We start from the raw sequence: 14,397 nt of genomic DNA, 5'->3' as shown, positions 1-14,397 counted from the left end.
TATGGTGAGAGCGGGAGGCGGACTGCAGCTGGAACTGAGGGGTGAAAATGAGGAGCTTGCGGCTGGATTGACTTTTTGGGAGAGGGAAAGAGGGATCTGTACAGAGGAAAAACTCATCCTTCTTCCCCGAAAGTGGGATAGGCAGGCATTGCGGGTGGAAAAGCATGGCCGGGAGGCAGTGATTTTTTACAGGGAAAAGGCTCATTTTTACCGTGGGACAGCAAAGCTTCTCCAGCACATTACTTCCGAAGAATGGACGTTTGAGGAAAACGTCCATTTTTCGTCCAATGGAGTGATGCTGGATTGCTCCAGAAATGCAGTGCCAAATATGGACAATCTCAAAAATTGGCTGACTGTCCTGGCCAGTCTGGGAATGAACTGTTTATTCCTCTATATGGAGGATACCTATGAGTTAGAAGGATACCCCTATTTCGGGACTTTAAGGGGGAGGTATACCAAGGAAGAACTGCGGCAGATTGACCAGTGGGCCGGACTGCTGGGCATAGAAGTGATCCCTTGCATACAGACCTTGGGACATCTGCGCACACCTCTCAAATATCCGGCAATGAAAGCATTCCGGGATACTTCGGATGTGCTGCTGGTGGGGAAGGAGGAAACCTACGAACTGATAGAAACTATGATACGCACCCTCACTCAATGTCTGAGCACCAGGAGGTTTCATATCGGAATGGACGAGGCCATGGGGATGGGACAGGGAACCTATTTTCAGAAACACGGTTACCGGGACAGGCTAGAACTGATGAGAGAACACATGGACCGAGTGATGGAAATCTGCGGAAGATATGATGTAGAGCCTATGATTTGGAGCGACATGTATCTGAGAAGTGTGTGCGGGGGAGAGTACTATGGAGCCCCGCGGATGGAAGCTTTTACAGACGAATTGAAACCACCGGGGGGATTGGCTATGGTGTACTGGGACTACTATCACAGCGAGCCCCAGACCTACGAAGAGTATTTGAAGATCCATCAGACCTTGTCCGGGGATGTGTGGTTTGCCGGGGGCGCATGGACCTGGAACGGCCTGGCGCCAAATTACTCCAAGGCTGCTGCCACCACAAACGCCGCCATGAAAGCATGCCGGAGTATGAAAGTGAGGCAGGTGGTCTGCACCCTTTGGCAGGACAATGGGGCTGAGACACCGGCAGTATCCGGACTTCCCGGAGTAGTCTCGTTTGCGGAGGCCGGGTTTGGACATGAGATCCCGGACCAGGAGCTGGATCAGTGGCTGACCTTTCTGTGCGGCAGCGGACTTGAGGACGTAATGCTATTGGAGGAGCCCGACTTGGTCTGCCTGGACAGGGCAGTTAACTGGAAAGAGTGCAACCCGTCAAAATATCTCTGCTATGAAGATCCTCTCCTGGGATTGTTTGACGGCGGAAATGCAAGGGCAGAGCTGGGTATATACTATAAAGTCCTGTCCAAAAAGCTGGCAAAGGCCTGTGAGCGTGCTTCTGAATGGCGAGATTTGTTCGAATACTATCACGGGCTTGCGCTGTTTCTGGAGCAAAAGGCAGATTTGGGAATACGGATACGCAATGCTTACCGAAGAGGCGACCGACGTCAGGCCGGGATATTGGCCGGAGAGGTGATTCCTGTCTGCATAGAATGTCTGGAGAGGCTTAGGGAGAGAAGAAGAAGAGTCTGGGAGCGGGAAAATAAGATTTTTGGATATGAGGTGTTGGACATACGCATGGGCGGTATAAAGGCTAGGCTGGAGTCAGCAGCCAGCAGACTGTCAGGCTGGTGCGGGGGGAAATACAATGAGCTGCCTGAGTTGGAGGAATCCCCCCTTCCCTATGAACCGGAGACAGCAAGGGGTGGCTGTACCTGCCCCCTGTGGGAGCACATTGCCGCACCGGGCAATGTGACGGGCGTTTAATCAGATTTACTGTTGTGGTTGACGACCAGTTTTTCAGAAAGCACTTTAATGGAAGAAGAGTACTCTGAGGGCGTCATACCTGTAAATTGTTTGAACTGTCTTGAAAAATAGTGTATGGATGTATAGCCTAAGTAGTCAGAAATCTGTGTAAAATTCATGTGATTGGCGCGGATTAGCCGCTTTGCGGCATCGATCTTCAGCTGACAGAAGTATTCAATGATACCACAGCCGTGTTTTTGACGGAAAAGCTTCTGCAGCTGGGAACGCCCAACCAGATTGTCGTGGGCTATCTGGTCAATAGAGAGTTTGTTATGTATGTTTTGCTCCAGATAGGCGATTACTCTTTGGTAAATTTCGGTGTCATTCTTCTTCTTCAGGGATTTGGTCTCCTCCGCAATGCCCAGAGTAGGATGTGCCAGGCGGCGGATCAGGCCGATCAGAAACATTTCCAGATTCAGCTTGAGCATCTGTTCACAGGCAAAGAGCGGATCATCCCTGCGCACCAGGTGCGAGAGCAGGGGATCGTTCAGGGGAGAAGAAAACGCGTTTTGTGCCTCCAGGATTATGTGGGCGAGCAGGTTGCGTTCGTGCTCCTGGATGGTGGTAATACGGTTGTTGAAAATCTCCATACAGGGAGAGTTGCATTCAAAAGAAATCACCACCAGATTGGGAGCAATTTTGTCAATGGCGTTCAGCGCGTGAAATTCGTTGGGTTTATGGAAGATAATATCATCCTTCTCCAAATGATACTGCCGTCCGTCAGCCATGACGTTTACCGCACCCTTGTCCACGCAGAGAAACTCCCAGAAGTCATGTGACTCCCCGGAAAAAGTAAAATCACTCATATATTCAAAGTAGTGTACTGTGTAGACTTTGTCAATGATGACCGGTTTTTTTAGGGTAACGCTTTCATACTGCATAGCAAGCCCTCCTTCTCTTTATGCATACTATTATGATAATCGATTTCAGGAAAAAAGCAATAGAAAAAGAAAATTCTTTGGGCGGTAGTGCTAAAAAAAATGGAAATTATTGTGCAAAATAATGGAGAAAATAGATAAAAAGAGATAAATTGACCATACTTAATTATGCAAATTTAAAACGAAAGATGCAAAAGTACAAAGAATTGGATGAATAATATAAAGAAATTTTGGACATAAGTGATATAATAAATACATCAGAGCAAAGGGAAATACATAAATCAAAACTTTGCAGATTACAGAACATTTATAAAACATTTAGGAGGAAAAAGTATGAAAAGGAAATTAGTCAGTGTATTATTGTGTGTATCTATGGTAGCTGCTATGACCGCAGGATGCGGCAGCGACAAGAAAGCTGAGACAGAGGCAACCACCCCTGCTGCAACAGAAGCTCAGAAAACAGAAGCTCCTGATACAGAGGCTCCCGATACAGATGCTCAGGCAACGGAGGCACCCGATGGTGAGACTGAGCCGGCAGCAGCAGACGGATCTTACACGAAAGCAGACGGCGACATTGTATACTGGTCCATGTGGGACGCAGGCTCCACTCAGGCGACTGCAATCGAAGAGATCATTGCAGACTATGAAGCGAAGTCAGGAAACACTGTAAAGGTAGAGTTCAAGGGCCGTGATATCCAGACTCTGATCGCTGCATCTTTGGATGCCGGAGAGACGATTGACCTCTACGAGGATGATTTCCAGAGACTTTCCCAACAGTTCTCCACCTATGCACTGCCTCTGGATGACATGGCAGCAGCAGCCGGATATGAGGCTAAGTCCAACAAAGCTTTGACAAGCGCTGTTACCGGATGGGCAGGATCTCTTGTTTGCCTTCCCTACCAGCCATACGGATCAGGTGTGTTCTACAACAAAGCCATCTTTGATGAGGTTGGAGTATCTGAGCCGACCACATGGGCAGAGTTTTTAGATGTCTGCAAGGCGATCAAAGATGCCGGATATACACCGCTTGCTCTGGATGACGCATATATTAACCTGAACCTGGGTTACCACCTGGCAAGATATATCGGTCAGGATGCTGTTAAAGATGTAGTTAACAACGGAAACTGGGCTGAGAACGAGGGCGTTCTGAAGATGGCTCAGGATATGGAAGAGTTCGTAAAAGCCGGTTACCTTTCCGAGTACGCTCCCGCTGCTTATCCTGCAGGAGAGAACGAGGTTGGTTATGAAGAGACTGCAATGGTAGTGAACGCTACCTGGGTACCTTCTGAGATCATCAACAACACAGCTTGCGAGTTTGAGTGGGGCATGTTCTCATACCCGGCAGTTGAGGGTGGTGTTGACGGAACAGAAGCTATGATGGTAGGCGGACAGGGTATCTCTGTCAGCAAAGATTCCAAGAATGCACAGGCAGCTTTCGAGCTGGCTCTCGAGATCGTAACAGGCGAAGGCGATGCAAAGCTCTCCGCAGCATCTGACGCTATTCCTGCAGACCCGAACAACACAGAGTGGCCGGAACTGATCAAGAACTGCCAGGACGCTTTCAGTGCAGCAACCAAGAACTATGAGTGGGATTGCGGTATTGACGACAACCAGGATATGAAGACAGTTATTTCTGACTGGGGTACAAAGTTATTCACCGGTGAGTGCACAGCACAGGAATTTGTTGATGGACTTGAGGCAGCCAGCAAATAAGCATACGGCATGACGCCTGCGGGCGACTTACACAGGGCGGCAGATATTAACTGCCGCCTTTTCTTTCAAGAAGGCAGTCTTCCGCATGGGAAAGTAGAGAAAAGGAGGGGCATCTATGAAGAAAAACAAAAAAATGATGGCGGTATTTCTTACACCAGCCCTGCTGATGTTTGCCATCGTCTATGTCTACCCGGTAATCCGAACCATCCTTATGAGTTTTTTCGCAGTTGAGAGGCCAAGTGCGTCTCTTGGCGAATGGGTGTTCAACGGTGTTGCCAACTATCAAAATATTTTCGGTTCCAATATGTTCCAGATTTCTATGATGAATATCTTAAAGATCTGGGCCATCGGCGGCGTGATTGTAATGGTGCTTTCATTGCTGTTAGCAGTGATTCTGACCAGTGGTGTCCGGGGAAAGAGCTTTTTCAGGGCAATCATTTATATGCCCAACGTAGTCAGCGCAGTAGCACTGGCGGCAATGTGGATGTACTATGCATTCAATGAGAGATATGGTTTATTCCACAACTTCTTCAGCGCGTTAGGACTGGACTCCCTGGCAAAGATCAAGTGGCTGAGTGGTGATACCAAGTTCTGGGCACTGCTCATCGCCTTCTGCTTTGGTGCTGTGGGGTATTACATGCTGATTTGGATCAGCGGAATCGAGAAGATTCCGGAGGATCTGTTTGAGGCAGCCACCATTGACGGTGCAAACCGTTTCAGACAGTTTACCAATATCACGGTTCCGCTGCTCAAGGGAACTTTTAAAATGAATTTGACCTTCTGGAGTATCAATGCGGTGGCGTTTTTCGTCTGGACCAAGATGTTCTCGCCAGTGAACATGGAGAGTAGTACGGTGGTGCCAATGACCTACATGTACTCTTTGGTGTTTGGCGACAAGACTGTGAGGGTAACAGACGCAGGCGCAGGAGCTGCGATTGGTTGTGTATTGGCACTGGCAGTTATGGTTGTATTCTTTATCATTAACCATTTGGTTAAAGATGATGATCTGGAATATTAGGGAGGAGGGATTCATATGGCATTATTCGGAAAGAAAAAAGAGAAGAAACAGATGGAGCCATTTAACCTGAAAAAAGAACTCCACCTGCTGCCAGGATATATATTTCTGGTTATCTGGGTTGTTTTTACCTTTGTTCTGATTGGCTGGATTGTAGCGGCAAGTTTTTCTACATCCAGAGAGATTTTCCGCGGCGATACCCTTAAATTTGCTAGCGGATTTCACTGGGAGAACTATGCTACGGCATGGACGATCCAGAATGTATCTACCTATTTTATGAACTCTCTGCTGTATTCAACAGTTTCTTGTATACTGTTGATCCTGATCTGTTCTCCGGCAGCTTATGTGCTTGCGAGATTTACATTCATTGGAAACAAACCGATCAAAAGTGGTTTTGTAATGGCTATGAGTCTTCCGGCTATCATGATTATTCTTCCGCTTTTGAATATCACCACAAAAATGCATCTAAACGGAACCAGGTTTTTACTGATTTTCTTATATGTGGCGATCAACATACCGTATACAACTACATTCCTGATCAACTTTTTTGCGACCTTGTCCAGATCCTATGAGGAAGCGGCTGCCATCGACGGCTGTTCTCCCATAAAGACCTTCTGGAAGATCATGTTTCCATTGGCACAGCCAGGTATCATTACGGTTACCATCTTCAACTTCCTGGCTGTATGGAATGAGTATTTTATGTCCCTGGTATTCGCCAGCACAGACTCCAAACGGTCTGTTGGTGTGGGATTGTTTACCATCATTTCTGCAATGAAGCAGAACGGAGATTACGGTGCACTTTTCGCAGCCGTGATTATCGTATTCCTGCCTACCTTCCTGCTGTATATTTTCCTTTCGGAGAAGATTATCGCAGGTGTAACTGGAGGCGGAGTGAAAGGTTAATAGGAGGTTATTTATTATGAAACCAGTATTAGTAATTATGGCTGCTGGAATGGGCAGCCGTTATGGTGGGTTAAAGCAAATCGACCCCATTGATGAGGAAGGACATATCATTATCGATTTTTCCATCTATGACGCAATCAGGGCCGGTTTTGAGAAAGTTGTATTTATTATCAAAAAAGAGAATGAGGCGGATTTTAAAGCCTGCATTGGCGATCGTATGGAAAAAAGGATTGGGGTAGAGTATGTTTACCAGGATCTGAATGATCTTCCGGAGGGATATTCCGTGCCGGAGGGAAGAGTAAAGCCGTTTGGAACCGGACATGCGATTCTGAGCTGCATGGACGCCATTGACGGACCGTTTGCAGTGATCAACGCGGATGACTACTACGGCAAACATGCCTATGAGATGATCTATGACTATCTCTCTACCCATGAGGATGATGACAAATACCGTTACACTATGGTTGGTTATGTGCTGGAGAACACCCTCACTGAGAACGGCCATGTGGCCAGAGGGGTGTGCGTCACAGATGAAAATAACTATTTGACCGGGATCAATGAGAGGACTCACATCGAGCGCAGAGACGGCAAGGCTGCCTATACGGAGGATGATGGAGCTACCTGGACAGAGATACCGGAGGGAAGCACAGTGTCCATGAACATGTGGGGATTCAGCAAGAGCATTCTGCAGGAGCTGAAGGACCGCTTCCCGAAATTCCTGGATGAAAATCTGGAAAAGAATCCGTTGAAGTGTGAGTATTTCCTTCCGTCCGTAGTAAACGAACTGCTGGCTGAGCAGAAGGCTACCGTGGAGGTTTTGAAATCCCTGGACAAATGGTATGGTGTTACGTATAAAGAGGACAAAGAATATGTTGTGAATGCCATTAAGGCTTTGAAAGACAGCGGCTTGTATCCACAGCATTTGTGGGAGGAAAAATAATGGGCAGAGAAGAAAACTGCCGCGGCATGGACGAGGCTGTGGCGCAAATCGCATTTGAAGGGGAGCTGATTGAGAAGGGTCCCTATGGAAGCGGCCATATCAATGATACTTTCTGCTTGATTTACAGGCAGGAGGATGGCAGCAGCCGGCGTTATATTCTCCAGCATATGAACAAGGAAATCTTCACAAAGCCTGAAGAGCTGATGGAGAATATCATTGGAGTTACCTCCTATCTGCGAAAAAGGATTATAGAGCAAGGCGGAGATCCGGAGCGTGAAACCTTAAATCTCATACCCACAAAGACAGGCAAGATGTACTTTGTGGATTCCTTCGGGGAATACTGGAGAGCTTACGCGTTTATCGAGGATGCGTTCAGCTACGATTCTGTAGAGAAACCGGAGGACTTTTACGCAAGCGCGGTGGCATTTGGAAATTTCCAGAGGCTGCTTGCTGATTATCCCGCAGAGACACTCCACGAGACCATCGCAGGATTCCATGATACAAAGGCCAGACTGTCCAGATTCAAAGAAGTGGTGGCTGCAGATATAAAGGGAAGGGCTGCCTCCGTACAGGAGGAGATCCGGTTTGTCCTGAATCGGGAAGGGACAGCAAATGTGCTGGGTGATATGCTTGCAGCCGGCGAACTGCCTCTTCGAGTAACGCACAATGATACAAAGCTGAACAACATTATGCTGGACAAGACCAGCGGCAAAGGACTTTGCGTGATTGACTTAGATACGGTTATGCCTGGTTTGGCGATCCACGACTTTGGAGACAGCATCCGTTTTGGCGCAAATACCGGGGCGGAGGACGAGGTAGATCTCTCCAAGGTAAGCTGCAGCCTGGATCTGTTTGAATGTTATACCAAGGGCTTTATCAAAGGATGCGGCGGCAGCCTGACGGCTAAGGAGATCGAGATGATGCCCATGGGTGCAAAAGTGATGACCTATGAATGCGGCATGCGCTTTTTGACGGACTACCTGGAGGGGGATGTATACTTCAAGACCCACAGGGATCATCACAACCTGGACCGTGCCCGCACTCAGTTCAAGCTGGTGTCAGACATGGAGGCCAAGTGGGATAAGATGAAAGAAATAGTTGCCAAGTATCAGTAGTTGCGTTATAATTAAAAACGGAAATATTGTATACATACAAAAAAGTTGTTTTAAAGGAGGAGCTCAGATGGCAATTTTAGTTACGGGCGGCGCGGGTTATATCGGCAGCCACACATGTATTGAGTTGTTAAACGAAGGATACGAGATTGTGGTGGTGGATAACCTGTACAATTCCAGTGAGAAGGCTTTAGAGCGTGTAGAGCAGATTACGGGCAAGAAAGTAAAGTTCTACAAGGCAGATATTCTGGACAAAGAGGCAATGAACGAAATATTTGATAAGGAAGAGATTGATTCCGTCATTCATTTCGCAGGCCTGAAAGCAGTGGGAGAATCTGTGGCGAAACCTTTGGAATATTACCATAACAATATGACAGGTACCTTCAATCTCTGTGATGTGATGAGGAAACATGGGGTAAAGAACATTATCTTCAGTTCTTCCGCCACCGTTTACGGAGATCCTGCCTTTATTCCAATAACAGAAGAGTGTCCTAAGGGACAGATCACAAATCCTTATGGGCAGACAAAGGGAATGTTAGAGCAGGTACTTACAGACCTGCACATCTCAGACCCGGAGTGGAATGTAGTGTTGCTGCGCTACTTCAACCCTATCGGAGCGCATAAGAGCGGTCTGATCGGTGAGGACCCCAAGGGAATTCCTAACAATCTGGTTCCTTACATTGCACAGGTGGCAGTGGGCAAGCTGGAGTGCCTGGGCGTATTCGGAAACGATTACAATACCCATGATGGCACCGGAGTGAGAGACTACATTCACGTAGTAGACCTGGCGAGAGGCCATGTAAAGGCACTCAAGAAATTCGGGGACAAACCGGACGTTTATATCTATAATCTGGGAACCGGCACTGGCTACAGTGTACTGGATGTAGTGAAAGCGTTTGAGAAAGCCTGCGGCAAAGAGATTAAGTACCAGATCAAAGATCGCCGTCCCGGCGATATCGCTACCTGCTATGCGGACCCGTCCAAGGCGAAACAAGAACTGGGCTGGGAGGCAGAGTATGGAATCGAAGAGATGTGCGAGGACTCCTGGAGATGGCAGAGCCAGAATCCTAATGGATATAATGAATAAATAACGGGCCGGAGTATGGAGACATACTCCGGTTTGTGGTATTCCGGCTTACTTCTCCAGTGTATATATGGCTGCTACAGCAGCCTTTTTTCTCCTACAGCAGTTCCGCTCAATATGGTACTGAAATCAGAGGCTGCTGTTAAAGCAAGCGTTCGTCAGGTACTGAATCTCTATAAAGCGGGAAAATATTTGGAAGCGAGGACAATGAGCCGCCGTCTGCCTGGGAAAGCGTCTGAGAAATGTGTAAAGAAGATGCCGACAAAGGTGAAAAAAGTATATTTAAAAAAAGTAAAGTCAATGCAAAAGACGTGGACGGGTGTAAATAAGCCATATATGTGGAACTACTATTTGACGGATGTAAATAAGGACAGGACTGCAGAACTTCTGATTCAGTACGGATCGTGTGAGGCGGACATGAGAATACTGGTCTATACTTATAAAATGGGTAGGGCAGTTAAAGTGGGGACCGTGCGAGAGAGCCATGTAACCGTCTATGCCTATCCAAAAGCAAACGGATTTATAGTCCGGTCAACGCACATGGGAGTGGAGAGCATTCGCCTTGTAACAATGAAAAAATCTAAAATTAGAACAAAGCGGATAGGGCTGCGCCAGATCCCAGCGGAGGAGTTTGATAAGTACCAGTATATGGATTTACCCTATGAGCTGGAGGGACATGTTCATTATACGTCATCTTATAAGCCTTATTTCGATTACAAAGAATTTAAGTAATTCGTTGTACTATTTTGATGAGCAAACATTTGTATCTACACAAACTTTATTTTTTATGATTAGCCAACAGTTTCACGAATGAAGGTTTAAGGGGCTGTCGCAAAATGAATTTCTCATTCAAGATGTTGTTGCTGGATTTTAGCCAGAAACCATATCTTGTTGAAATTTTACATTTTGCGACAGCCCCTTCATTACGCGGCAGATTGGTACCATGCAATCATATATGTCATAGCGGTCATACTTTGTAAAAAACTACTAAATCAATTGTCCTCCGGATTTCCATCCGTTGTGTACACCTGGCGTTTTCTCGCCATCTCATCACTGGCCAGGTACTCGTCATAGGTGGTGATCTTATCAATCATCTTACCGTTCGGCAAAATCTCCATGATCCGGTTTGCAGTGGTCTGCACAATCTGGTGGTCATGGGAGGCGAACAGCAGCACCCCAGGGAATTTGATCAGCCCGTTGTTCAGCGCAGTGATGGATTCCATGTCCAGATGGTTGGTAGGTTCATCCAGGATCAGCACATTTGCTCCGGAAATCATCATTTTGGAGAGCAGGCAGCGGACCTTTTCCCCACCGGAGAGCACCTTTACCTTTTTCACACCATCATCCCCGGCAAAGAGCATTCGCCCCAAAAAGCCACGGACATAGGTGACATCCTTGATCTCTGAAAACTGGGTCAGCCAGTCTACGATGGTTAAATCATTGTTAAATTCCTCTGTACTGTCCTTTGGAAAGTATGCCTGTGAGGTGGTGACACCCCATTTCAGGGTTCCCTCATCCGGCTCCATCTCCCCCATGAGAATTTTGAAGAACACAGTCTTAGCCTGCTCATTTCCCCCCACAAAAGCCACCTTATCGTTGTGGCCCAGTGTGAATGTAAGGTCATCCAGCACTTTTACTCCATCGATAGTCTTGGAGAGATTCTCAACCATCAGAACCTCATTTCCGATCTCGCGGTTGGGTCTGAAATCAATGTAGGGATATTTTCGGCTGGAGGGACGGATTTCGTCCAGCTGGATTTTCTCCAGGGCCTTCTTCCTGGAGGTAGCCTGCTTGGATTTGGATGCATTGGCGCTGAAACGAGAGATGAACTCCTGCAGCTCTTTGATCTTTTCCTCTTTCTTCTTGTTGGCTTCCTTCATCTGGCGGATCAGCAGCTGGCTGGACTCATACCAGAAGTCATAGTTGCCGGCATAGAGCTGAATCTTTCCATAGTCAATATCTGCTGTGTGGGTACACACTTTATTTAAGAAGTAACGGTCATGGGAAACGACGATCACGGTATTCTCAAAGTTAATCAAAAATTCCTCCAGCCATTCAATGGCATCCAGATCCAGGTGGTTGGTAGGCTCATCCAGAAGCAGGATATCCGGGTTGCCGAACAGGGCTCTGGCCAAAAGCACCTTAACCTTCTCATTGCCGTTTAAATCTCCCATCAGGGAATAGTGCAGCTCGGTGTCAATACCCAGGCCGTTCAGGAGCGTAGCGGCATCGGATTCCGCCTCCCATCCATTCATCTCTGCAAACTCACCTTCCAGTTCGCTGGCACGGATACCGTCCTCGTCGGTGAAATCCTCCTTGGAATAGATGGCTTCTTTTTCCTTCATAATGTCATAGAGGCGCTGGTTTCCCATAATTACAGTATCCAGAACCGTATAAGTATCATATTTAAAGTGATCCTGCTCCAAAACGGAAAGACGCTGGCCGGGAGTGATGGCAACGCTACCGTTTGTAGTATCCAGTTTGCCGGAGAGAATCTTTAAAAAGGTAGATTTGCCAGCGCCGTTGGCGCCGATAAGACCGTAGCAGTTCCCCTCCGTAAACTTGATATTCACGTCTTCAAATAATGCCTTTTTTCCAATACGCAGTGTTACATTGTTAGCACTAATCATTTTTAAACCTCATTTATTCTTTCTTCATTCTATCTCTACCGATTTGCATCGTCCCTTTGTAACTGTTCAGTACCTTCACAGTTACATGCAAAACTCCATTTAAATCACCGTCGGTGATGAGATTTTTGCACTCCTGAATCATTTTCTCACGGTCTGCGCAGTAAATGCGCAGACCTGCTGAATAGTTACGTCCTTTCTATTGTAACTGATAATCCTAAAAATGCAAGGGATATCTGCCGAAATTTGCTAAAAATGTGTAACAGTTCAGCCGGGGAGGTTCGTCTATAAGCGGACGCATCCTCCGGCGCGGGGCTATGCTTTGTGGACGCGTGCAGCATTCCGATGAACTTTCTGCAAACTACAACTAAGAGACTCAGGAGAACCTTCGTCCCTAAGTTTCCGTAAGCAGAAGATTTCATCTTCATTAAAAACGCACGCCAATTGTCCCCGAAGCATAGCCCCGCACCGGAGGATGCTGTTTCCCATAGGCGGGAGATGGTGCTAGTCAGACGATTTCTAAACGGTGCTTTGGGGAAGTTTTATGTTCCAGTAGGTTCTGGAGAAAGCAGTCGCTCGGGTGGTAACGCAAGTAGCAGACGGGACACGTTTGAACAGTAAAATGGTTATAAAATTTATGAAAGAAATACCGAAAAACTATTGACAAATAGGTAATGCAGGAGTATTATAAAGGTAACAAAAAAGTCATATTCAATAAAGGCAAACCTTCCGAAAGGATGGGACGCAAAGCTAAGGGTCTAAGGTCGCAAGACTATGACAGCCGGTTGCCGCATATTTTATGTGTATGGATATATCATTAATATCTATTATAGTGTAAAGTGCAAGCAACTGTCTATAGTTTCTATAGATGGTTTTTTATATCATAATACACTTCCCTGTAGTTGTTAATTGATATCCTACATCATATTACGGTAAGTTAGTAATAAACTGATGACGATTCAATAACAATAAATAATGTTTGGTAAACCTGTCGAAAGGCAGGGACACAAAGCCATAGGGTCTAAGATCGAAAGATTATGACAGCCGGTTGCCGCGTGAAATTTATTTCATGTGTTCATTGCAGGGAAAGAGGTATTCTCTTTTAATGCAAGAAAAGGCAACCGCCAGCAGAAGAAGGTTCTGCAGGCGGTTTTTTAAATCCTGTGGGTTGTGTCTTCCAAGAAATTTAAAGGGAGGCAGCAATCATGAAAAAATTTGTAAAGGCTTTTATTATTACACTGGCAGCAATGTTTTTATGCAGTGGAGTATTCTATACAAACACAATGGACGCACAGGCAGCATCCAATAAAAAGACAACCACAACCACTTCCACAAAGAAGAGTACAAAGGTTGTAAAGCTGAAAAAAACAGCAAAAGCAAAAACAACTAAGAAAGTTAAAACCAAAAAGAATACAAAAAAGTACACAGAAGATAATTGCAATGTAACAAAAGTTACCACAGTAAAAACTACTACCGTTACAAAGTTTGCAGCTAAGAAAAAAACCATTAAGACAACGGTTAAGACAACCGTTAAAACAACAAAGAGTGAGAGAACCGCAAATCAGGATTTAAAAGATGCAAGCGGTGAGTTACATGAGGATGCTTCTGATGACGAAGGCGACATTTCCATCGACAGCATGTCCGGAACCGTAAGCCCCATGATCGTAAAAGCATTTAAAGAGCTGAACTTCAAAATAGTGATGGATTCCAACGCAAAGTACGCAGGACTGTTTGATGCAAGAAATCAGCAGGTTACTTTAAAAGTTGCAAACAAAGGTTATTTATTACATGAATTAGGACACTTTGTATCTTTCGTAGCTGGACTGAAAGACTCCACACCAGAGTTTGTCAGCATCTACAAAAAAGAAGCAGGAAATTATTCCGGTAGCAACAAGGCATATGTCACAAAGAACAACAGTGAATATTTTGCAGAGTCTGTAAGAGATTACTACACATCTCCCTCCGCTCTGAAAAGCAGCCGCCCGGAAACATATAAATACGTGAAAGATTGTATTTCACTGATCACAGATGCGAGAATCGACTATGTAAATTCTGTTTACTACGGACAGTAAACCAAAGCAAGATAAAAAATGACAGAAATTAAGAAGTGGGCTGCAAGAAGACTCTTGCAGCCCACTTGCGTGACATCGGTATGACGCTTGTGTGATAGGATAGCACCAATAAAC

The 14,397-nt window shown here is 46.0% G+C and carries 11 protein-coding genes and 2 riboswitches; of the genes, 9 read left to right on the top strand and 2 right to left on the bottom strand.

From position 1 onward, the window contains the following. Nucleotide 1: 1 nt before the first annotated feature. Nucleotides 2–1,900, top strand: a complete 1,899-nt coding sequence (locus tag AC0THY_RS17745; RefSeq protein WP_489991925.1) for a beta-N-acetylhexosaminidase — start codon at nt 2–4, stop codon at nt 1,898–1,900. Here the strand turns inward: AC0THY_RS17745 and AC0THY_RS17740 are convergent. Further along, nucleotides 1,897–2,820 carry an AraC family transcriptional regulator gene (locus AC0THY_RS17740; protein WP_489991924.1) on the bottom strand — a complete coding sequence of 308 codons (924 nt, stop codon included), beginning with the start codon at nt 2,818–2,820 and terminating at the stop codon, nt 1,897–1,899. The genes AC0THY_RS17745 and AC0THY_RS17740 overlap by 4 nt on opposite strands. Nucleotides 2,821–3,150: 330 nt before the next feature. On the opposite strand from AC0THY_RS17740, the gene AC0THY_RS17735 reads away from it, so the two are divergent. The 7 genes from AC0THY_RS17735 to AC0THY_RS17705 all read left to right on the top strand — a co-directional run bounded on the left by AC0THY_RS17735 (nt 3,151) and on the right by AC0THY_RS17705 (nt 10,316). Next, nucleotides 3,151–4,530, top strand: a complete 1,380-nt coding sequence (locus AC0THY_RS17735; protein WP_489991923.1) for an ABC transporter substrate-binding protein — start codon at nt 3,151–3,153, stop codon at nt 4,528–4,530. 115 nt (nt 4,531–4,645) lie between these two features. Then, nucleotides 4,646–5,548, top strand: a complete 903-nt coding sequence (locus AC0THY_RS17730) for a carbohydrate ABC transporter permease (protein ID WP_489991922.1) — start codon at nt 4,646–4,648, stop codon at nt 5,546–5,548. 15 nt (nt 5,549–5,563) lie between these two features. After that, a complete protein-coding gene (locus AC0THY_RS17725) occupies nt 5,564–6,448 on the top strand; it encodes a carbohydrate ABC transporter permease (protein ID WP_489991921.1) in 885 nt (294 codons plus the stop codon). Nucleotides 6,449–6,461: 13 nt separating this feature from the next. Then, nucleotides 6,462–7,388 (top strand): nucleotidyltransferase family protein, encoded by a 927-nt coding sequence (locus AC0THY_RS17720; protein ID WP_489994218.1) that lies wholly within the window; start codon nt 6,462–6,464, stop codon nt 7,386–7,388. Next, on the top strand, nt 7,388–8,503 hold the full coding sequence (locus AC0THY_RS17715; RefSeq protein ID WP_489991920.1) for a phosphotransferase enzyme family protein: 1,116 nt from the start codon (nt 7,388–7,390) through the stop codon (nt 8,501–8,503). Before AC0THY_RS17720 ends, AC0THY_RS17715 begins: the two co-directional genes overlap by 1 nt. A gap of 67 nt (nt 8,504–8,570) precedes the next feature. Continuing rightward, nucleotides 8,571–9,587 (top strand): UDP-glucose 4-epimerase GalE, encoded by a 1,017-nt coding sequence (gene galE / locus AC0THY_RS17710; RefSeq protein ID WP_489991919.1) that lies wholly within the window; start codon nt 8,571–8,573, stop codon nt 9,585–9,587. 114 nt (nt 9,588–9,701) lie between these two features. After that, nucleotides 9,702–10,316 carry a hypothetical protein gene (locus AC0THY_RS17705; RefSeq protein ID WP_489991918.1) on the top strand — a complete coding sequence of 205 codons (615 nt, stop codon included), beginning with the start codon at nt 9,702–9,704 and terminating at the stop codon, nt 10,314–10,316. Nucleotides 10,317–10,576: 260 nt separating this feature from the next. On the opposite strand, the gene AC0THY_RS17700 is transcribed toward AC0THY_RS17705, so the two are convergent. Beyond that, the gene (locus AC0THY_RS17700) at nt 10,577–12,214 is read right to left on the bottom strand and encodes an ABC-F family ATP-binding cassette domain-containing protein (RefSeq protein ID WP_489991917.1); all 1,638 of its coding nucleotides are present in this window, start codon (nt 12,212–12,214) and stop codon (nt 10,577–10,579) included. Between the two features lie 706 nt (nt 12,215–12,920). Beyond that, nucleotides 12,921–13,004: riboswitch (cyclic di-GMP riboswitch) on the top strand. A gap of 178 nt (nt 13,005–13,182) precedes the next feature. Then, nucleotides 13,183–13,267, top strand: a riboswitch (cyclic di-GMP riboswitch). 149 nt (nt 13,268–13,416) lie between these two features. Here AC0THY_RS17700 and AC0THY_RS17695 point away from each other — a divergent pair. Then, nucleotides 13,417–14,283, top strand: coding sequence for an anthrax toxin lethal factor-related metalloendopeptidase (locus tag AC0THY_RS17695; protein ID WP_489991916.1), 867 nt, complete (start codon nt 13,417–13,419; stop codon nt 14,281–14,283). Nucleotides 14,284–14,397: the final 114 nt, after the last annotated feature.

The sequence above is a fragment of the Ruminococcus sp. 8Y-12 genome (genome assembly GCF_058119865.1).
The sequence above is the reverse complement of the archived record's forward strand: the minus strand, read 5'-3'. Positions and strand labels throughout refer to the sequence as shown.